We start from the raw sequence: 20,665 nt of genomic DNA on the forward strand, positions 1-20,665 counted from the left end.
GGAGCGGTGCTGCTGGTGATGCTGCGTGCGGGGGAGTCGCCGGCCTACCAGAGGTCGAGGACGGGGGCGAGGTCGACCGCACCGTCGGCGGTGACGACCACGTTGCGCTCGAAGGTGGCGGCGGTGCCGCCCATCACGACGAAGCGCTCGAAGGCGAGGGTCATGCCGACCTCGATGGGCCGGTCGTTCTCGGGGCGGATCCACGGGGCCTCGAAGCCGAGGCCGAGGCCGTGGCCGCCGGCCTGGAACTCGGCGTGCTCGAAGTCGTAGCCGCCCTCGGCGAGCAGCGCGTCGGCTGCGCGGGCGAGGTCGCCGACGGTCGCGCCGGGCTTGGCGGCGGCGACGGCGGCGTCGATCGAGGTACGCGCGAGGCGGTAGGCGGCCTCCTGCGGCGCGGTGGGCTCGGCGCCGACGACGCGGCTGCGGGCGAAGTCGAAGAAGTAGCCCCGGTAGGCGCCGGTGAGGTCGACGGTGAAGAGGTCGCCGGCCTGCAGCACCCGGTTGGAGTAGGTGGGCGGGGCGGGGATGCCGGGGGCCTCCGCGCCGAAGGTGTAGACGAAGGCGTTCGCCATGACGGCCTCGCTGCGGGTGAGCTCGGCGACCATCGCGGCGACGGCGTCGGTCTCTCGCGCACCGGGCACGAGGAACTCGGCGCCCGCCGTCAGGGCGCGGTTGCCGATCTCGCCGGCGCGGCGGAGGAGCGCCACCTCGGTCTCGGACTTGATGGAGCGCACCGTCTCGACGAGGTCGTCGGCGAGCACGAGCGAGCCCCGGCGGAGGCTCTCGGTGGCGCGATCGACGGCGGCGAGCTGCTTGGCGGTCATCGTGTCGCTGCCGACGACGCCGATGCGGAGGCCGGTGCCGCCACGCAGGGCGTCGCCGACGAGCTCGCCGAGGCTGCCGCCGGTGCGACCGTCGAGGGCGAGGTGGCGGGTGGCGCCGACGGGCTCGGCGTCGACGTCCTCCGAGCAGAGCACGAGCTCGTCGGCGGTGACGACGACGGCCGCGTAGCCGCGGTCGCTCCAGACGCCGGGCACGTCGCGGATGGTGGGGAAGACGGCGTAGTGGCCGCAGAGGTAGAGCACGTTGCCGTAGCGCTCGATGGTGCCGCCGCCGCGGCCCCAGACGACGATCGCGTCGAGCTCGGACTCGGCCATCAGCCGGCGCACTCCCGCGACTCGGGCGGCGTACTCGCTCGGGGTGATCTGCAGCTCCACGGACACGGACAACTCCTTCGTTGATTCATCCACTTGACTACTGGTTAGTTTGTAGGACGATTAGTCGGAGAGTACCGGCGGACGACTCCGGCGTCAACGGCCCTCGGCTCGCCGGGCGGGACGGACCGTCCGGAATCCGCCGCTCGGGCGGCCGAGCTGCTTCAATCGTCTCGGAAGGGAACGGCATGGACTGGACTGAGATCGAGCAGGGTCGCACGCTTTCGGTGCCGGACCGGCTATCGATCCGACTGGAGCGACTCATCCTCGACGGCACGCTGCAGCCCGGCGAGAAGCTCCCGCCCGAGCTCGAGCTCACCGAGCGACTCGGCGTCTCCCGGGTCTCGCTGCGGCAGGCGCTGCACGAGCTCGAACGCCGTGGCCTCATCGATCGCAAACCCGGACGCGGCACGGTCGTGCTGTCACCGGCCGACGCCCGCGACGCCTCGGGCGCCGCCCTCGCCGAGGTGCTCGGCTCGACGGGCGGCGAGATCGCGCACATCCTCGAGCTCCGCTCGATCATCGAGCCGCCGATCGCCTCGCTCGCCTCGCAGCGCGCGACGCCGCGCGACCTCGTGCAGCTCGAGCAGCTCGTCGACGAGATGGCCTCGCCGGAGTCGAAGGAGCACTACGCCGAGCTCGACCGGGCGTTCCATCAGGCGATCGCTCAGTACACCCACAACCCGCTGCTCGCGATGCTGAACGAGCAGATCGCGAACCTCATCGCGCCGAGCCGGTCGACCGCCCTGCAGACGCAGGAGCGGCGCGACACCTCGACCGCGGCGCACCGGCGCATCCTCGCCGCGATCGCCTCCGGCGACCCCCAGGCCGCGCAGCACGAGGCGGCGCTGCACATCGGCGCCGTGCGCGAGCAGATCCAGCACGCGGCGGCCGCGCTGGCCGCCGGTGCGGAGGACGTCGAGCCGGGCTGAGCCGAGGCATCCCGACCGCCCGATGCCGGGCTCGCCGAAAGTTTGACAGTTGGTAGGACCAAGTGTCACGCTGTCAGCACCGACGCATCCGCCGTGCGGATCGACGCGTCGCGATCGATCGCAACGAGAAGGCCCTGCCCATGACCACCAGCTCACCCCTCGGCGCCGTCGCGAGCTCGCACTACCTCGCCACCGAGGCCGGCGCGGCCGCCCTGCGGGCCGGCGGCACCGCCGTCGACGCCGCGATCGCCGCCGCCGCGGCGCTCTGCGTCGTCTACCCGAACAACGTCGCGCTCGGCGGCGACCTCGTCGCGCTCGTCCGCAGTCCCGACGGCGAGATCAGCTTCGTGAACGCGACCGGCCGCTCCGCCGCGGCGGAGCGGCTCGACGCGCTGCGCGCCCGCCACGGCGGCGCCCTGCCCTCGCGCGGCGTCGACACCGTCACGGTGCCCGGCGGCGTCCGAGGCTGGGAGGCGCTCGCCGCGATCGGCGGCCGGCTGCCCTGGGCCGACCGGCTCGCGGCCGCGCGCCGCTACGCGCGCGACGGCGTTCCCACCGCGACCTCGGTCGCGCGCGCCATCCGTGACGAACGCGCCGCGCTCGAGGCCGACCCGGGATGCCGCGCACTGTTCCTCCCCGGCGGCCGCCCGCTCGACGAGGGCGAGGCGCTCGTGCAGCCCGCCCTCGCCGACACCCTCGACCGCATCGCCGAGCACGGGCCCGACGAGTTCTACACCGGCGAGACCGCGCAGCGCTGGATCGCCGGCCTCGCCGCGCTCGGCGGCCGCATCACGGCGGCGGATGCCGCATCCGCCCGGGTCGTCGTCGAGGCCCCCATCTCGGAGACGGTCGACGAGCTCGAGGTCGTCACCGCCTCGCCGAACACGCAGGGCTTCTCGCTGCTGCGCACCGTCCGGGCCCTCGCGAACGGCCTGCTCGGCGCGCCCGTCGACGCGCTCGGTGCCGGGGCCGGCACGCTCGCGGCCGTCTTCCACGACAACAACCGGGTGCGCGGCGCCTGGCTGTCCGACCCCGACGTCGCCGCCATCGACGCGGCCGGCCTCGTGGCGGCCGACGCGCCTCCGCTCGACGAGCTCCGCGCCGACCTGCCCGCGACCGGCGACACCGTCGGGCTCACCGCCGTGAGCGCCGACGGCTGGGCCGTGTCCCTCGTGCAGTCGGTCTACTGGGCGTTCGGGGCCTGCGTGCTGGAGCCCGAGACGGGCGTGCTCTTCCAGAACCGCGGCACGTCGTTCTCGCTCGACCCCGGGCACCCCGCCGCTTTCGGCCCAGGCCTCCGCCCGCCGCACACCCTCATGCCCGTGCTCGTCCTCCGCGACGGAGAGCTGCTGCAGGCCCAGGCCACGATGGGCGGGCAGGCGCAGCCCCAGATCCACGCGCACCTGCTGCTGCGCACCCTCGCCGGCGCCTCCGCCCTCGAGGCGACGAGCTCGCCGCGCTGGGTCGTCGGAGTGCAGGACGCGGGCGACGTCGAGGCCACGATCACGATCGAGCGCGACGTGCCGGAAGCGACGCTCGCCTCACTGCACGCGAGCGGGCTGAAGCCCCGACTCGTGCCGCCGCGCGACGAGAACCTCGGCCACTCGAACCTCGTCCGCGTCGTCGAGGGCGGCTACGACGCCGCCAGCGACCCGCGCTCGGACGGCTCGGCCATCGTCGTCGAGGCAGCGTCCGAGCTGCGCGAGGGGGCCGCCCGATGACACAGGAACGCACCCGCCTGTCGATCTGGATCCTCATCCTGCTCGGCATCATGATGGGCTACTTCTCCGGCCTCTTCGGCGTCGGCGGCGGCATCGTGCTCGTGCCGACACTGATGCTGTTCGGCGTCGACCAGCGCATCGCCGCCGGCACCTCGACCGCCGCGATCCTGCCGACGGCCATCGTCGGCACGGTGACCTACGGACTCACCGGGCACGTCGACTGGATCGCCGCCGCGCTCATCGCCGTGGGCATGATCGTCGGCGCCCAGCTCGGCACCTACCTGCTGGCGAGGCTTCCGCGGGCCGCGCTCTTCTGGGGCTTCCTCGGCTTCCTCGCCGTCGTCGCCGTGAGCCTCTGGCTCGTGGTGCCGCAGCGCGACGCCGAGATCGAGCTCAACGTGTGGCTCGGCGCCGCGCTCGTCGCGCTCGGCGTGCTCACCGGCATCCTGTCGGGGCTCATGGGCGTGGGCGGCGGCATCGTCGTCGTGCCCGTGCTGATGTTCTTCTTCGGTGCCAGCGACCTCGTCGCGAAGGGCACCTCGCTCGCGATGATGGTGCCGGGCTCGATCTCGGGAACGATCGGCAACGCTCGACGCCGCAACGTCGATCTGCGGATGGCCGCGATCATCGGCGTCACGGCGTGCGTCGCCTCGCCGCTCGGCACCTTGACCGCGCAGGCCATCACCCCGTTCGTCTCGAACGTCGCGTTCTCGGTGCTGCTCGCCTTCGCGGCGTGGCAGCTGATCCAGAAGCACGTGAAGGCCCGCCGCGCCGCAGCCTGAGCCCGCTCCGTCCCCGCCGCTTCTCCGCAAATCCTTCGGGAATACCCCCTAGGGGTATATCGTTGCCGGAGGAGACACGCAGGGAGAGGAGGTCGCCATGGGACTGTTCGCGATTCGCGACTATCGCCGGCTGTTCGGCGCCCAGGTCATCGCGCTGTTCGGCACGGGCCTCGCCACCGTCGCGCTGGGCCTGCTCGCCTACGAGCTCGCCGGACCCGCCGCCGGCACGGTGCTCGCGACCGCGCTGACGATCAAGATGGTGATGTACGTCGTCATCGCGCCGATCGCGGCCGCGTGGGCCGACCGGCTGCCCCGCCGGCTCTTCCTGACCCTGCTCGACGTGATCCGGGCGGCCGTCGTGATCGCTCTGCCGTTCATCACCGAGATCTGGCAGATCTACGTGCTCATCGGGGTGCTGCAAGCGGCGTCGGCCGCGTTCACGCCGACCTTCCAGGCCGTCATCCCCGACATCGTCGCCGACGAGACCCAGTACACCCGCGCGCTCTCCGCGTCGCAGGTCGCGTACACGATGGAGAGCCTGCTGAGCCCCGTGCTCGCCGCGCTCGCGCTGCTCGTCATGAGCTTCGACTGGCTGTTCCTCGGCACGGCGATCGGGTTCGTGATCTCCGCAGCGCTCGTGCTCGCGACGAAGATCCCGAACGCGACCCCCAGCGGACGAGTCGGAGCCTGGGACCGCATCGCATCCGGCCTCGTCTCCTTCGCGCGCACGCCGAGACTGCGCGGAGTCATGGCGCTGAACCTCGTGGTCGCCGCGGCCGGATCCATCGTCGTGGTCAACACGGTCAACTACGTCCGCGACCGGCTCGGGGGAGGCCCGGCCGACGTCGCCTGGATGCTGGCCGCCTCCGGTGGCGGCACGCTCCTCGTCGCGCTCGCGCTCCCGAGAGTCCTCGACCGGATCACCGATCGTGCGGTCATGCTGACCGGGGCGGCCACGCTGCTCGCCGGACTCGCGGCGGCCGTCGCGACGGCTGCGACCGAGACGGAGTCCGCGGCGCTCACCGCGTCGACCTGGGTCGTGATCGGCGCGGGGATGGCGCTCGTCGTCACCCCCACCGGCCGAGTGATCCGAAGCTCGGTCGCCCGGGCGGGACTGCCGGCCGCCTTCGCCGCCCAGTTCTCACTCTCGCACCTGGCGTGGCTCATCGCCTATCCGATCGCCGGATGGGTCGGCGCGTCGAGCCTCACCGCCGCCTGGGCGATCCTCGGGGTGCTCGCCGCCGGCGGCGCCGTCACCGCGTTGGCGGTGTGGCCGCGCGAGCGCACGGCCGCGCTGCTCAGCACGCCCGCCGATGCGGACGCGATCCAAGCCGAATGCGTCGCCGCCGCCGGGCACACCGGCTGCGTCCGCACGATATAGCCGAACGCGAAAGGGGGCCCGCCGGATCCGGCGGGCCCCCTTCGTCGTATCGATCAGTAGGTCGTGACGCCGCCGGAGTTCACGGCCGCCACGATGATGACGATGTAGATGATGAAGAAGATGACGCCGAGCGCGGTGAGGATCGAGCCGACGATGACGCCCGCCTTCGCGAGACCGTTCGGGTAGCCCGCCTTCTTCGACTGCGACTGCGCCACCGCGCTGATGATCAGACCGATCAGCGGCGTGATGATGGCGAGCACGAGACCGACGATGCCGAGGGTCTTGCCGGGGTAGTCGGCCGGCGGCTGAGCGGGAGTGTTGCTCATGAGGGGTGCCTCTCTGGGGTAGGGATCACGCGCTCCCGCGGAGCGCACCCGAGAGCGTATCGGGGGAAACGGCGGCACGGCAACGATTTCGCCGGCTTAAGTAGCCAAATGACCCCCGTTCCGTCCGGAACGGGGCATAGACACGGCGGGAGAGCGGGCGTAAGCTGCGTGATCGGCCGTGTACGCGGCCCGGCTCGGCCGCATCGCCGGCCAGCAGGATCGAAGCGAGAGGAGCGAATGATGACCGACACCTTCGTCGCGCGTTCAGCAGACCCCCTCTTCGAGGCCGCCGCCGTCTAAGCCCGTCGCGGCACCCGGTGGCCTCACGATCCGAAAGCCACCATCGTGAACTTCCTCTCGTCGCTCGACGATTCCGCCGGCGCGCCGCTCGACGCGGCATCCGGTCTCTTCTTCTCCGCCGCCGAACCCGGCGACGGCCAGCGCTGGTCGACCTGGCCGGCCACCATCCCGACCGAACGTGGCCCCGAGCCGCGCCCAGACTGGCTCGTGACCTCCGCCGGTGCGATCGACACCGAGCTCGGCGTCGTGAAGAGCGGCAAGGAGGCCGATCTGTACCTCGTCGAACGAGCCGTGCCCGGCGCCCCACCCGGCACCGTGGGCGAGCACGTCGTGCTGGCCGCGAAGCGGTACCGCGGCATCGAGCGCAGCGACTTCCACCGCTCCTCGATCTACACCGACGGCCGCGGCACCCGTCGCAGCCGCGACCAGCGCGCCATCGACAAGCGCTCCACCTTCGGCCGGGAAGTGGCGCGGGTGCAATGGGCGAGCACCGAGTTCCAGGCGCTCAGCGAGTTGACCCGGCTCGGGGCAGCGGTGCCGTACCCCGTGCAGGTGCAGGACACCGAGGTGCTGATGGAGTTCATCGGCGACGACCGGGTCGCGGCACCGCGACTCGCCCAGGTGCGCGCGGAGCCGGCCGAACTGCGCGAGCTGTTCCACCAGCTCGTCGACTTCATGCACGTGCTCGCCGGGGCGGGCCTCGCCCACGGCGACCTCTCGCCCTACAACGTGCTCGTGCACCACGGCCGCGTCGTCGTCATCGACCTACCCCAGGTCGTCGACGTCATCGCCAACCCCGCCGGCATGGAACTGCTGCACCGCGACTGCGTCAACCTCTGCGAGTGGTTCACGAGGCGTCGGCTCGAGTGCGACGCGGAGGAGCTGTTCGGCGATCTGGTGGGCGTGCTGCACTGGTAGGGGCGGGTCCGGCCGTACAGCCTGGCCCCAGGGCCATGCACTCCCCGGCAGCTAGGAGTCGCCATCCGGCGCGTCGCTGTGCCCCGTCAGTACGATCGCGGCTGATGGCCGAGTCGGCCTGGAAGGTAACTCCAGAGCCTTCCTGGATCAAGTCCTCCGTTTTTCCGACTCCAGTCGCATCCTGTCTGGATGAAAAGCTCTGGACCCACGGCGAACAGTTCGCCGGACCAACGGGATGCCACGCACCGGCAGGAAGCCGTGTGCGGCGGGGCATCAGCGAGGTCTCCCGCCAGACGAAGGCAGAAACATGAAGATGACCCACTCCCCGGGAGCCGCTCGCCGATCCGGCGCGCTCGCAGCCAGCGCGGCTGCAGCCCTGCTCATCACGGTTGGGATGGGGATCACCCCAGCGAACGCGGTGGAATCAGCGCCGGAGGAAGGCGAGTGCCTGCTCGACACGAGTGGACTCACGCTGTGCGCCGATACCGCACAAGAACTGGCTGATGAGCTGCTACTAGAGCACGGCATCGAGATCGTCGCACTTCCGGAGGACCCCGAGACGGACGATGCCCTGCAGCCCTCACCCGACACACGCCAGGCCTTTGAGCTCGGGGAGGCACGATCAGTCGGCACGCACGCCGCCAAGCAGACGTTCCTCATGGGGGCCTACTGGGCCGGAAAGAATTACGCGGGCAAGAAGTGGAACCTGACCACCCAGCAGTCGCCGGGCTTCGTACCGTGCGCCTTTTACGGGAACTTCACGTACGGTCGGTTCGGCGACTTGACCGGCTACGGAAACGACGATGTCGAGTCAGTGCAGAGCTACGGTCAATGCGCGATCAAGCTCTTCGTCGATACCAAGTACCGCGGGAGCATGTACGGTCCCACCACGGCTGCGACCACGCTCGGCGCGTTCAACAACATGGCCAGCTCGATCGAGGTCGTCCGCCGGTAGCTGGAGCGCGTCGGGACGGAGCGTGCAAGGCTGGTATGCGGACCATACGAGGGGATGCCAAGTGGAGGTAGTGTAGCAGTTCGGCGTCGCCGTCCTCGTCCTCTTCGGGATCGGGGCAGCGGCTGCGATCGGTTACCTGAGCTTCAAGCTCGGCTCCTACTGGCTCACGGCGCGCAAAGCGCAACGTCGGAGCGCATCCATGAGCGCGAAGGAGGCCGAGATCCGGTCGGCGCTCGCCGCGGAGGGCTACAACACGACCGAGATCAACGACGCGATCTCGGAAACACGCACGCGGCGCTAGAGGCAGATGTCCGGTTTCAGGCGAGAGTGGCTCTCACGACGGGTGACCGCTCTTCTTCGTGGAGGGGCGGCGCGGCCGGCGACAGGCATCCGTGAAGCACGCGTCCCGCTCGCCCCCGCGATACAGTGCAGACGATCGACGCCGATCCCCGGACGAGCGCCGTCACCACCCGTTCACCGGACCTCGGGAGACTGCCGCCATGACCGATCCCACCGCACCGCAGGGCGGCGAACCGAGCGGCGGCACCCCCGCCGGCGGGCGTCCCCGCAACTTCCCGCCCGCGCCGATGACGACCGCGGAGGGCGCCGCGGCGACCATCGGCGTCGGCACGGAGCAGGTGGAGGCGGTCACGGAAGCCGGGGCCCGCCGCGGGCGCATCCTCGCGTGGGGGCTCTGGGACTGGGGTTCGGCGGCATTCAACGCCGTCGTCACCACCTTCGTGTTCACGGTGTACCTGACGAGCGACTCGTTCGGCCCGAGCGGCACGGTCGAGGCGCAGCTCGGCTGGGCGCTCGGCATCGCCGGCCTGCTGATCGCGCTGCTCGCGCCGATCACGGGGCAGCGCTCCGACACGAGCGGGCGGCGCAAGCTCTGGCTCGCGGTCAACACGTATCTCGTGGTCGCCTGCACGCTCGCGATGTTCTTCGTCCTGCCCGCGCCGGAGTACCTGCTGCTCGGCCTCTTCCTGGTCGCGGCGGGCAACGTGTTCTTCGAGTTCGCCGGGGTGAACTACAACGCCATGCTCGTGCAGGTGTCGACGCCGCGCTCGATCGGCAAGGTCTCGGGCTTCGGGTGGGGCATGGGCTACGTCGGCGGCATCGTGCTGCTCCTCATCGTCTACTTCGGCTTCATCCAGCCCGAGGTGGGCTGGTTCGGCGTGACCGGCGACGACGGGCTCGCGGTGCGCGTGTCCATGCTCGTCTCGGCCCTGTGGTTCGGGCTGTTCGCGCTGCCGGTGCTGTTCGCCGTACCCGAGTACCGGGGCCCTGCGGTGCGGCGCGAACGGGTGGGCTTCTTCGCCTCGTACAAACGGCTCGGGCGGGACATCGCGAAGCTCTGGAAGGAGGACCGCAACACGGTGTGGTTCCTGCTCTCGAGCGCGGTGTTCCGCGACGGGCTCGCGGGGGTGTTCACCTTCGGCGGGGTCCTCGCGGCATCGGTGTTCGGATTCTCGGCCGGCGAGGTGATCGTGTTCGCCATCGCGGCGAACGTGGTCGCCGGCATCTCGACGATCGCCGTCGGCGTGCTCGACGACCGGCTCGGCGCGAAGCCGGTCATCGTCGTCGCCCTCGTCGGACTCGTCGTGAGCGGTCTCGTCGTGTTCTTCCTGCACGACGGGGGCCAGATCGTCTTCTGGACGGCAGGGCTCGCGCTCTGCCTCTTCGTCGGCCCGGCGCAGTCGGCGAGCCGCACCTTCCTCGCCCGGCTCATCCCGCCCGGACGCGAAGGCGAGGTGTTCGGCCTCTACGCGACGACGGGCCGGGCAGTGAGCTTCCTCGCCCCGACCGCGTTCGCGATCTTCGTCACCCTCAGCGGCAACCAGGCGTACTTCGGCATCCTCGGCATCGTCCTCGTGATCGCCGTCGGGCTCGCGCTGCTCATCCCGGTGAAGGCGACGCGGACCGCACCGCACGCGCGGCGCGACTGAGCGACGGCGGATGCCTCGGGCCGCCCCGGGGGCGACCGCCGTTCGAGTCAGCCGCGGCGCCAGCCCTCGGCGAAGCGCGCGAACAGTTCGGCGAACTGCGCACGCTCGGCCTCGCTGAAGCCCTCGAGCGCGCGCTCGACCGCGCCGCGGCGGCGGCCGAGCAAGGACCGGAGCGCGTCACGTCCGCTTTCGGTGATGACCAGGATGGCTCGACGAGCGTCGTGCGGGTCGGGCTCGCGCCGGACGTGGCCGGCCGAGACGGCGGCCGCGACGAGGCGACTCGCACGGGGCTGATCGACGCCGATCCGGTCGGCGAGCTCGCCGACCGACGCCGGGCCGTGCTCATCGAGAAGGTGGAGCACGCGGAGCGCCGCCTGTCCCCCGCGCCCGCCCGGGCCGCGCCAGCCACCGCGCTCCGGGTCACGGAAGGCCGCATCGCCATGCGGGGCATCGCCGTGGTGCCCGCCGCCGTGAGGACCGCGACCGTGATGCCCGCCGCCGTGCGGCCCACGCCCGTGGTGGCGCCCGCCGCCCTCCTCGGCACCGTGGGGGCCGCCGGAGTGCGGGCCGAAGCCGCGAGGGCCGCCGCGAAGCATCCCGAGCGCGGTTTCGATGCGGGACACGGGATCGGCCGAACCCGAGCGTTCGCTGGGAGCTCCTTGACCTCGATCAGACATACATGTCATAGTACATATACATGTCATAAGGCATGCAATATCGAATCATCGCGCAACGCGCGCCGGGACCCGCCGAGGCGGGCCACCGAGAGAGGAACACCATGACCACCCACGAAGACCACCACACCCCCGAGCCCGACGAGCCGGCCGAGCGCAACGAGCCGGCCGAGCCCAAGGCAGGCGCCCGCCCGTTCGGCTTCTGGCTCAAGCTCGTCGACCGCCGCCTCTCCGAGGAGATGGCGGAGCTGTTCGCCGACGTGGGCCTCAGCCGCCACGACTGGCGCGCACTGAACCTGTACGCCGGCGCCGCAGAGGACGAGCGGCTCGCCGCCCGCCTCGCCGAGCGCCCGAAGCTCGCCCACCGGCTCGCCGAGCACGGCTGGCTCGAGCGCGGCGAACTCACCGAGGAGGGCCTCGCGGCGCGCGAGCGCCTGCAGTCCCGCGTCGACGGATTCCGCGAGCGCGTCGCCGGCGCGGTGTCCGACGAGGACTTCGCGACTACGCTCCGCACGCTCGAGGCGATCGCCCGCGAGCTCGGCTGGGACGAGTCGCAGCCGATGCCCCGGGGTCGCCGAGGCGGCCGCCGCTTCCACGGCGAGCGCGGGGGCTTCCCGCACGAGCACGGTCACCGCGGGGGCTTCCCGCACGAGCACGGCCACCGCGACCCCCGCGGCGAGCGTCACGGCGACCACGGCTTCGGGCACGAGCACTGCGGGCACGAGTCGCGCGACGGGCACGACGAGCGCCACGGCGGTCGCGGCCACGGTCGCGGCCACCGCCGCGAGCAGCTCGAGGTCCACGTGCACCTGCACCACTGAGCCGCCGCCTCGGCCCCGCCGAGACATCCACCCGGAGCGCCGGTCCCGAACGGGCCGGCGCTCCGTCGTCGCCTTCGCCGTGTTTGTCCCCTCCAGCGCCCGAAAGACGCGATGTCGCGCCGAGCAGATCCATCTCAAGATGAGATTTCTTGGGCGGTGGTGTGCTTGTCTCTGAGCAGGGTGGTCCGGGGGACGTTGAGAGAAGTGGAGCACAAAGATGAAGTCCACCGGATTGCGGATCGGGGCAGCCATCGCCGGAGTCATAGGTTTCGCCAGCATCGGGACGGCACCAGCCGTCGCAGCGGAATCGGTCGAGGCCAGGAACGCAACCGAGTCCTGCTGGACCGACGTCTCGCTCAATGAGAGCCTGTGCGTTCCGGCGGGGGGCGACCTGTTCGCCAGAGTGCTCGAGGAGAAGGGCGTCCGAATCATCAACACCGAGGAGATCGTCATCGGCGGCAAGTTGATTCCCGCCGTCACCGAGGCTCAGGGCGAGCTCGCCTCGAGTGAGGCTGCCCCCTTCGCCGCGACGGTCCGCGCGATCCTCTACGACGACATCAATTACGGAGGGGGCTCACATGTCGTGACCGCCTCCGGCGGCTGCGTCGCCGGAGCACCTGAACTCGTCATCTATAGCCTCCATGGCCTTGGATGGGGTGATCGAGCGTCGTCGTTTCGCACGTATGCCGGTTGCGTCGGGCGGATCTACAGCGAGATCGGTGGCAGTGGCGCCACCTACGGCTTCACATCCGCTGCACCGCAGTTGTACGCGCTGAACGACAAGGGCAGCTCATTCGGCACTCGGGCCTAGGGTTCCACGTCTGCGCTCGTCAGGGCGCGGCCACGGCCAAACCCTGACGAGCGCAGAGCGCTGCCTCCCCGAGAAGTTCCACATCCGGGAACACAGAGGTCACCCCGTCACCACGCAAGCAAGCAACGAGGTCCGGAACCGCGTACTCGACACCCTCGACGGGGGGTTGAGTGGCGTGCGGCCCGACCGCTCCGACGCGCCAGGCTGCAGCGCACATCTCGAGGGCTGGGATGGGTGGCGCCGGTTGTGCGCGGCCGTCTGCACCGTGCGCTTCCGTCGCACTGCTGATCGTGACGAAGGATGAGGACGTCGATGGCTCTGAATAGCAGTACGCACCGTAGTCCTGGAAGTCGCGGCTCGCGAGCCACACGGCGCCGACTGCGGCCAACGCCGCCGTAGCCGCCCCGATCGCCATCGCATGCCGTGCGCGGCGCTCCCTGCGCGCCACCCGGTCCACTTCGGCGCTGATCCGCCGCCCGAGGGCGTCGTATTCTCCAGTCGAGGGCTCGTAGGCTGTCGTCATCATCCCTCCTCGTTCATTCGGGCGCTGAGATCTGCGCGGACGGCGAATCGGGCGCGGCTGAGCCGATTGCGCACCGCAGCATGAGTTGTTCGCAGTCGGACGGCGGCCTCCTTGTAGCTGAGCCCGTCAACCAAGCACAACTGGACGATCGCCCGGTCGATCGGATCGAGTCTCGCGATCGCTTCGCGAACGAGTTCATCGAGACCCCTGCGAGCGATGATCTGCTCGGGATCGAGCGAACCCATCGGACGCTCCTCGAGCGGCAATGCGGAGCGGCGGGCCGAATGGCGGCGCTTGTTCGAGCCGAGGTATCGCGCCGAGGCAAGCAGCCACGGGAGCACCGAACCACCGACGAGATTGATCTTGCGGCGCTTCTTCCAGAGCAGCACGAAGGCATCCTGCAGCACTTCTTCCGCGTCCGAGCGGGATTCGACCTCGAGATATGCACGCGCGTAGACCGCTCGCCGGTACTGGCTGTACAACTGGGCGAGCGCGGTCTGGTCGCCGGCCGCGAGCCTCGCGCACATTGCACGATCATCCATGAGAGCCACCACCTCGATCCTCCCCTCCTCTACTGAGATGTGTTCGGAGAATCGCAAGGCGTCTCAACATCGCTCGGCGCCTCGCGCAGATCCCGCGAAGAGGAGTGAGCACGGCGACCGCTCAGCGCAGGGCGGCGCCGGGCACCAGCACGCGCTCGGCGAGCTCGGCGGGCACCCCGAGGGCGAGCAGCCGGGCTCGGTAGGCGCGGCGGGCGCGCAGGTAGGGCAGCTCGTCGTCGCGGATGACGGCGAGGAGGTTCATCAGCTCGAAGGTGCCCTGGATCTCGAAGGCGAGCTGCTCAGGGTCGTCGCCAGCGGGGTCGAGCCCCGGCAGCTCCCCGCGCTCGGCGGCGAAGCGGGCGGTGAGCGCGAGGTAGCCGAGCCAGTCGTCGAGCTGCGCGGCGACGGCGTCGCGCACCTGGCCCGGCTTGGCGTGAAAGTCGGCGGCCGCGGCGGAGAAGAAGCAGCCGCCGGGGAACACCCGGTCCTGCGAGTAGGCGACGACCCGGTCGAGCAGGGCGACGAGTCGGCGCACCCCGCGGGGGTGCACGCGTGCCGGGGCGATGACTGTGGCCGCGAAGCGTGCGCTCGCGGTCTCGACGGTCGCGAGCTGGAGCCGTTCCTTGCTGCCGAAGAGGGTGGCGACGCTCGACTTGCCGACGCCCGCGGCCTCGGCGATGCGGGCGATGGAGAGCTGGTCGAGCCCCTCGATCGAGGCGAGGTCGACCGCCTGGGCCAGGACGACGCGGCGCGAGGCATCCCCGCGTGCGCGACGCCCGTCGGTCACCGCCTGCTGCTCCATGCGTGCCTCCTCCACTCGATTTTACGCACGATCGTGCGTAAAGTAACCCGTACGATCGTTCGTATTCTTGAACGCCACCTCGGAGGCCGTCATGCCGAAGCTCCCCGCGTCCGTCGCCGCCCGCATCGCCGTCGCGCGTGCCGCCGCCCCGCGCAGCCCGCGCCTCGCCGCGCGCGCCGTGCTGCCCCTCTTCACCTCGACGCGGCCGCGCCGCCCGGTCGCCCCGCGCGAACGGGCCATCCACGACCGCGCCAGGCGCAGCGCCTTCACCGCCGCGGGCCACCAGCTCGCGGCGTACGAGTGGGGCTCCGGCGCCCAGACGGTGCTGCTCGTGCACGGCTGGCGCGGCCGGGCGAGCCAGTTCGCTCCGCTCGTGCGCGAGCTCCGCTCCGAGGGGTTCCGTGTCATCGCCTTCGACGCGCCCGCGCACGGCGACTCCCCCGGGCGCCGCGCCGACATCCGCGACTGGATCGCGGCGATCGAGGCGCTGCAGCAGCGGCATGGCCGCTTCAGCGCGATCGTCGGGCACTCGCTCGGCGGCCTCGCCGCGATGACCGCCGTCGCCGAGGGCACGAGTGCGGGCGGCGTGGTCGCGATCGCGAGCGTCGGCGACGCGGCGGTGACCACGAACGTGTTCGCCGGGGCGCTCCATTTGGGCGATCGGGCGGCCGCCGAGCTCGCCACGGCGTTCATCCACCGCGTCGCACCGGGGCTCGACCCCGCCGAGGTCTGGCGCCGCTTCGACCGGGTGGCGCACCCGATCCCGGCCCCGGTGCCGCTGCTGCTCGTGCACGACGCCGCCGACCGCGAGGTGCCCGCGAGCGAGAGCGAGCGCCTGCGCGCCGCGCACGACGACCGCGCCCGAGCGATCGTCGTCAGCGGCTCCGGCCACTCGCGCGTGCTCGGCCACGACACGACGCTCGACGCCGTGACCGCCTTCGCGCTCCGCGGTATCGCGGGCGTCGACGCGCTCGAGCCCGTCAGCGCAGGCTCGGCGCGACCGACAGCGTGACGAACACCCGGGCCACGGCGTAGCGCGTCCGACTCTGCGGCGAGCGCGGGGCGCTTCGTGGCGCGTGCGACCATGCTCCCGGCGCCCGCTCGTCGTGGGCCCCCGCCGCGCGCGGCGGGCCCGGGGGCCCGAAGGCCCGACGGTCAGGTCCGACGGGCCCGCCGACGGGCGACGACCAGCACGATCAGGATCCCGCCGAGCAGCAGCACGACGGCGAGCGCGATGCTGCCTCCGATCACGATGCCCGTGACCGCGAGCGGTGGCGGCGGCGTTGCGGACTCCGTCTCGACGACCGCCGGGGGCGATGCTGCGGTGACCGGTCCGGGCGCGCCAGCCGGGGTCGCCGTCACGGTGGCGACGTTCGTGATCGTGTCGCCCGTCAGGTCCGCGGCGAGCACCACGTAGCTCGCGGTGCAGCTGAGCTGCTGCCCGGGCGGCAACGCCGACATCGCAGGCGGGCAGGCGATCGCGGAGAGGGCACCCGCGCCGGAGAACTCGACGTCGTCCACCGTCACCCCGGTGAGCGGGACGTTGCCCGTGTTCGTGACGGTGAACGAGTACACGATGACCTCCCCGGCGCGGCTCACCCGCTCCGTGTCCGCCGACTTCACGATCGACATCCCCGGGACCTGTTCCGACGGGATCTCGACCGTGGACGGCTCGGACTCCACCGGGTCCGCGCCGCCGCCAGGTGGAGTGCCGAACGCGGTCGCAGTGTTCTGCAGCCCCCGGTCGAGGTCGGCTCGGGTGACCAGGTAGCTCGCCGTGCAGGTGACCGTCTCACCGGGTGCGAGCGAGCTCGCCCCGGCCGGGCAGCTCACCGCCGACAGCTCGCCGGAGCCGCTGAACTCGCCCTCGGCCACGGCCACGTCACCGAGCGTGACGCTGCCGGTGTTCGTGACCGCGAACGAGTAGGTGACCCGCTCGCCGACCGTGCTGATCGTCGTCACGTCGGCGGTCTTCTCGATCTCGACCGCGGCGTGCTGCGCGACGGGCACCCGGACCTCGGGCTCGTTCGACGTGACCGGGTCGCCCCCACCGGGAGGGGTGCCGGTCGCGGTCGCGGTGTTCGTGAGCTCGCCCGAATCGACGTCGGCCTGGGTGAGGCGGTAGCTCGCGGTGCAGGTCACCGTCTCGCCGGGTCGCAGTGCGGAGGCGCCCTCTGGGCACGCGATCTCGGACAGCTCGCCCGAGCCGCTGAACTCGCCCTCCGAGATGGCGACGTCGGTCAGGGTGACGTTGCCCGTGTTCGTCGCCACGAACGAGTAGGTGATGGTCTCGCCGACGTTGCGTGCCACTCCCGGATCGGCGAGCTTGCGCAGCACGAGTTCCGGCCTCGGCTCCTCGGGGACCGACGCGTCGTCTTCGGTGGTGGTCACCCAGGTACCCAGCGGGTCCTGGCCCATCACCGTCGCCGCGTTGTAGATCCGTCCACGGTCGACGTCGTCCTGCTGCACCTCGTAGCTAGCGGTGCAGCGCGTCTGCTCGCCCGGCGCGAGGGTCCGTTCAGGGCAGGTGATCGCCGAGAGTCGACCCGAGCCGGTGAACTGCGTCTCGCTCACGTACACCCGGGTGAGCGTGACATTGCCGGTGTTGGTGACGACGAAGCTGTAGTGCAGAGTCTCGCCCGCGACCAGGCCGTCGGCCGGCTCGACCGACTTCACGATCGAGATCCCGGCGGCGGGCTCCAGCTCGACGATCGCCGTGGCCGGCGGCGTCTCGATCGGGCCTCCGCTCGGCGGCGTCGCCGTCGCCGTCGCGGTGTTCACGAGATCGTCGCCGCTGTCGAGGTCGGCCTGGGTGAGGGTGTACCGGCCGATGCACGTGACCGATGCGCCGGGCCGTAGCGGGCCCGCGTAGGTTCCGGGGGAGCTCGAATCGGGGCAGGCGATCACGACCGGGTCGCCGGCTCCGTTGAATTCGCCCTCGGCGATCTCGAGGTCGCGCAGGGTGACGTTGCCCGTGTTGGTGAGCCGGAACTCGTACTCGATCACCTCGCCCGCCCGGGCGGAGGCGACGGGTCGCGGCGCCTTCTCGAGCCGCATCGAGGGGTCGGGTTCCTCCGGGATCGACACTTCGGACGGCGGCGACGTGATGGTCGGCTCGGTGGAGGACCCCTCCGGCGGGGTGCCGGTCGCCGTGACCGAGTTGGTCAGACTGCCGCGGTCGACGTCCTCCTGCGTGACGGTGTAGCGCGCAGTGCAGGTGAGCTGGCCCCGCGGCGCCAACGTTCGGTCGGCGGGACAGTCGATAGCCGACAGTTCGCCCGACCCGTCGAAGCTCTGCTCGGTGAGACCGACGTCCGCGAGCGTGACGTTGCCGGTGTTCGTGACGACGAATCGGTAGGTGATCTTCTGTCCCACGACCAGCTCGCGCGGGGCGCCGTCAGCCGACTTCTTCACTTCGATGCCTGGCGCCCGGTCGACCGTGACCTCGGCCGGCGAGGGCTCCGACTCGACGCCCTCGTTGTTCGGGTCGAGCCCGGTCGCCGTCGCGGTGTTGCGGATGGCCTCGCCACGGTCGAGGTCGGCCTGGGTGACCACGTAGCTGACGTAGCAGGTCACGCTCGCGTCGGGACGCAACGAGTCGGCCGCAGGCGGGCAGACGACGGATGCGATCGGCCCGGCCCCCGAGAAGCTGTCCTCCCGGATGCGGACGCCGTGCAGCGTGACGTTGCCGGTGTTGGTCACGAGGAAGGAGTAGACGATCCGTTCGCCGGGCCGCGTGGCGCGGTCGGGACGAGCCGACTTGGTCAGGGACAGCGCGGGCGACGGCGGGAGCGGGTCCTCCACGGATCCCTCGGGGGATTCGACCTCGTTGCCGCCGGGGTCCGTGCCGGTGGCGACCGCGACGTTGGTGAGCTCGCCGCGATCGACGTCGGCCTGCGTCAGGGTGTACGTCGCCGTGCAGCGCGCCTGCTCGCCCGGCTGCAGCGCGCCGCCGGGGCAGGCGATCTCCGACAGTTCGCCGGTGCCGCTGAACTCGGTCTCGCGCACCGCGATCCCGTCGAGCGTGACGTTGCCGGTGTTCGTCACCCAAAAGGTGTACGTGATGGTGTCGCCGGCCTCGGCGCCCTCCGTCGCGTCGGAGAGCTTCTCGATCTCGAGGGCGGGTGCCGGTACGACCTCGACCGTCGCGGATGACTCGTTCGAGTCGACGCGTTCCCCGGTCGGGGTCGTCCCCGTGGCCGTCGCGGTGTTCACCAGGTCGTCGCCCCGGTCGAAGTCGGCGACGGTCGCCCGGTAGACCGCGGTACAGGTCATCGACGCCTGCGGCGCCAGGGTGGTGGCCGGGCACGTGATCTCGGGGGCACCGCCGGCACCGTTGAAGTCGCCCTCCTCGATGCGGATGTCGTCGATGGTGACGTTGCCGTTGTTGGAGACGAGGAACTCGTAGCCGACCGGTTGACGCACCGTGTCGACCTGCCCCCGGCTGGCCGTCTTCGTCAGCAGGAGCGACGGTTCCGCCCGCTGCGGCACGACTGCGGTGTCGGGACTCGATCGCACGGGCTCGCCCCCCGTCGAGGACCCCGTCGCCTCCGCCGTGTTGCTGATCGAGCCGCGGTCGATGTCGGCCTGCTGCACGGTGTAGCTCGCCGTGCAGGTGACCGCGTCGCCCGGCGCGAGCTGGCCGGCCGGGCAGCGGATGGCCGACAGCTCGCCGCTGCCGGTGAAGCTGGTCTCGTCGATGGCGACGTCCTGCATCATGATGTTGCCGCTGTTCGTCACCACGAACGAGTAGCTGAGCGTCTCGCCCACGACCAGTGCACCGTCCGGGGTGACCGACTTGTCGAGCTCCAGGGCCGGTCGGTACGGCGTGTTCGTGAACGTGCACATGATCGCGGCGCCGCTTCCGCCGTTGTTCGGCATCTCGAAGCTGCCGGTGCGGCCCGCCCCCTCGGCGGCCACGGCCCCGGAGTTCTGATCGACGCATCGCCAACTCGAGTCGTACCGGTTCGCGTCCGAACCGGAGCCTGTCTCGGTGACGGTGTAGCGCACCCCGGCCAGCGCGAGCACCGGGCCGGCCTTCTGCGGCTGCACGCCGTCGGTCTCACCCGCCGTGGTGGCGCTGTTGCCGCGGCTGACACCGCCGCCCGTGATCGTCATCGTCACCTGGTCGTCGGCGGCCTTGCGCCCGTCGGGGAGGTCCTTCTGCACTTCGATCGTGTTCGGCGAGGCGCACGACGCCAGATCGCCCGTGCCCGACTGACGCAGCGGCGCGTTCCGCAGCACGGCACCCGTGGTCGGGTTCACGGTGAAGACCGTCGCATTGCTGCTGAGGATCAGCGAGCCGTCACTGACGAAGGCGAGACCGTTGATCGCCTGGTCGGTGGGGGTCGTGATCCGGTTGAGCTCGGTGCCGGTGATGGCGACCGGGCTCGACACCGGCGCCGTCGGCAGCGTCGCCTCGATGACGCCGAGCACGTTGGTGCCGTTCGCGCCGGCGCTGTAGAAGAGGTTGCCCTGCGCATCGAAGGCGAAGTCTCCGTTGCTGCCGGCCTGAGGCACGGCGCCCGAGGCGACTCGCCCCAGGAACTGGTTCGTCGCGGGGTTGAAGCCGAAGATGTTCAGGGTGCCCCCGGTCATGCCGCCCCAGTAGTAGACGCCGGTCGCGAGATTGATCGCGCCGTGCGTCATCGCGCTGCCGCTCGGTGCCGCGCCGAGGTTGGCCCACCCTTCGGCGACCATGTCGTAGGCGAAGACCCACCGGCGGTTGTCGGGCGGGTTCGAGACATACGCGCCGGTGCCGTACACCATGCGGCCGTCGGCGGAGATTCCCATGGCGTTGATGTTGAGGTTGGCCTGCGGGAAGTTGAACCTGGCCACCGTGGTCTGGGCGCCGGTGGCCTGGTCGATCTGCCAGATGGTCTGCGGCGTGCCGATCTGCAGGCCGTAGCTCGGCCCGCACTGCAATGGCGAGGCGGCCGCCGCCGGCGCGACGGGACCCGCGGTGACGGCCGCGAGGCTCCCGGTCGCGAGGACCACCGAGGCGAGCACGCCGG

The 20,665-nt window shown here is 71.3% G+C and carries 17 protein-coding genes; 10 read left to right on the plus strand and 7 right to left on the minus strand.

Annotated elements, in window-relative coordinates; all coding sequences use genetic code 11:
- Window positions 1-44 precede the first annotated feature (44 nt).
- Window positions 45-1,223: a M24 family metallopeptidase gene (locus M3147_RS16615; protein WP_251204538.1), complete on the minus strand. Its 1,179-nt coding sequence runs from the start codon at window positions 1,221-1,223 to the stop codon at window positions 45-47.
- A 179-nt stretch (window positions 1,224-1,402) separates the two neighbouring features.
- Between M3147_RS16615 and M3147_RS16620 the strand changes: the two genes are divergently transcribed.
- From M3147_RS16620 to M3147_RS16635, 4 genes are all read left to right on the plus strand, one after another.
- Window positions 1,403-2,146 carry a FadR/GntR family transcriptional regulator gene (locus M3147_RS16620; protein WP_251204539.1) on the plus strand — a complete coding sequence of 248 codons (744 nt, stop codon included), beginning with the start codon at window positions 1,403-1,405 and terminating at the stop codon, window positions 2,144-2,146.
- Between the two features lie 140 nt (window positions 2,147-2,286).
- Window positions 2,287-3,867: a gamma-glutamyltransferase gene (locus M3147_RS16625; protein ID WP_251204540.1), complete on the plus strand. Its 1,581-nt coding sequence runs from the start codon at window positions 2,287-2,289 to the stop codon at window positions 3,865-3,867.
- Window positions 3,864-4,649: a sulfite exporter TauE/SafE family protein gene (locus M3147_RS16630; RefSeq protein WP_251204541.1), complete on the plus strand. Its 786-nt coding sequence runs from the start codon at window positions 3,864-3,866 to the stop codon at window positions 4,647-4,649. Before M3147_RS16625 ends, M3147_RS16630 begins: the two co-directional genes overlap by 4 nt.
- A gap of 97 nt (window positions 4,650-4,746) precedes the next feature.
- Window positions 4,747-6,030 (plus strand): MFS transporter, encoded by a 1,284-nt coding sequence (locus M3147_RS16635; RefSeq protein WP_251204542.1) that lies wholly within the window; start codon window positions 4,747-4,749, stop codon window positions 6,028-6,030.
- A gap of 53 nt (window positions 6,031-6,083) precedes the next feature.
- Here M3147_RS16635 and M3147_RS16640 read toward each other — a convergent pair whose 3' ends face one another.
- Window positions 6,084-6,356, minus strand: coding sequence for a DUF4190 domain-containing protein (locus M3147_RS16640; RefSeq protein ID WP_251204543.1), 273 nt, complete (start codon window positions 6,354-6,356; stop codon window positions 6,084-6,086).
- 345 nt (window positions 6,357-6,701) lie between these two features.
- Here M3147_RS16640 and M3147_RS16645 point away from each other — a divergent pair, with 345 nt between their 5' ends.
- From M3147_RS16645 to M3147_RS16655, 3 genes are all read left to right on the plus strand, one after another.
- Window positions 6,702-7,574: a serine protein kinase RIO gene (locus M3147_RS16645; protein ID WP_251204544.1), complete on the plus strand. Its 873-nt coding sequence runs from the start codon at window positions 6,702-6,704 to the stop codon at window positions 7,572-7,574.
- 307 nt (window positions 7,575-7,881) lie between these two features.
- Complete coding sequence (locus M3147_RS16650; RefSeq protein ID WP_251204545.1) at window positions 7,882-8,529, plus strand: hypothetical protein; 648 nt, start codon at window positions 7,882-7,884, stop codon at window positions 8,527-8,529.
- Window positions 8,530-9,116: 587 nt separating this feature from the next.
- Complete coding sequence (locus M3147_RS16655; RefSeq protein WP_439954209.1) at window positions 9,117-10,478, plus strand: MFS transporter; 1,362 nt, start codon at window positions 9,117-9,119, stop codon at window positions 10,476-10,478.
- A 47-nt stretch (window positions 10,479-10,525) separates the two neighbouring features.
- On the opposite strand, the gene M3147_RS19595 is transcribed toward M3147_RS16655, so the two are convergent.
- The gene (locus tag M3147_RS19595; RefSeq protein WP_251204547.1) at window positions 10,526-10,840 is read right to left on the minus strand and encodes a MarR family winged helix-turn-helix transcriptional regulator; all 315 of its coding nucleotides are present in this window, start codon (window positions 10,838-10,840) and stop codon (window positions 10,526-10,528) included.
- 416 nt (window positions 10,841-11,256) lie between these two features.
- Between M3147_RS19595 and M3147_RS16665 the strand changes: the two genes are divergently transcribed.
- Together M3147_RS16665 and M3147_RS16670 are read left to right on the plus strand one after the other, a co-directional pair.
- On the plus strand, window positions 11,257-11,973 hold the full coding sequence (locus M3147_RS16665; protein ID WP_251204548.1) for a MarR family winged helix-turn-helix transcriptional regulator: 717 nt from the start codon (window positions 11,257-11,259) through the stop codon (window positions 11,971-11,973).
- Window positions 11,974-12,190: 217 nt separating this feature from the next.
- Complete coding sequence (locus tag M3147_RS16670) at window positions 12,191-12,784, plus strand: hypothetical protein (RefSeq protein ID WP_251204549.1); 594 nt, start codon at window positions 12,191-12,193, stop codon at window positions 12,782-12,784.
- 19 nt (window positions 12,785-12,803) lie between these two features.
- Here the strand turns inward: M3147_RS16670 and M3147_RS16675 are convergent, their stop codons facing one another.
- From M3147_RS16675 to M3147_RS16685, 3 genes are all read right to left on the minus strand, one after another.
- A complete protein-coding gene (locus tag M3147_RS16675) occupies window positions 12,804-13,307 on the minus strand; it encodes a hypothetical protein (RefSeq protein ID WP_251204550.1) in 504 nt (167 codons plus the stop codon).
- Complete coding sequence (locus tag M3147_RS16680; protein WP_251204551.1) at window positions 13,307-13,849, minus strand: RNA polymerase sigma factor; 543 nt, start codon at window positions 13,847-13,849, stop codon at window positions 13,307-13,309. Before M3147_RS16680 ends, M3147_RS16675 begins: the two co-directional genes overlap by 1 nt.
- A gap of 121 nt (window positions 13,850-13,970) precedes the next feature.
- The gene (locus M3147_RS16685) at window positions 13,971-14,651 is read right to left on the minus strand and encodes a TetR/AcrR family transcriptional regulator (RefSeq protein ID WP_251204552.1); all 681 of its coding nucleotides are present in this window, start codon (window positions 14,649-14,651) and stop codon (window positions 13,971-13,973) included.
- A 91-nt stretch (window positions 14,652-14,742) separates the two neighbouring features.
- Here M3147_RS16685 and M3147_RS16690 point away from each other — a divergent pair, with 91 nt between their 5' ends.
- The gene (locus M3147_RS16690; protein WP_251204553.1) at window positions 14,743-15,663 is read left to right on the plus strand and encodes an alpha/beta fold hydrolase; all 921 of its coding nucleotides are present in this window, start codon (window positions 14,743-14,745) and stop codon (window positions 15,661-15,663) included.
- Between the two features lie 143 nt (window positions 15,664-15,806).
- Here M3147_RS16690 and M3147_RS16695 read toward each other — a convergent pair whose 3' ends face one another.
- Window positions 15,807-20,660, minus strand: coding sequence for a DUF11 domain-containing protein (locus tag M3147_RS16695; protein ID WP_251204554.1), 4,854 nt, complete (start codon window positions 20,658-20,660; stop codon window positions 15,807-15,809).
- Window positions 20,661-20,665 lie beyond the last annotated feature (5 nt).

Origin of the sequence: Agromyces mediolanus (assembly GCF_023715325.1) — a bacterium.
Lineage (GTDB): Bacteria > Actinomycetota > Actinomycetes > Actinomycetales > Microbacteriaceae > Agromyces > Agromyces mediolanus_A.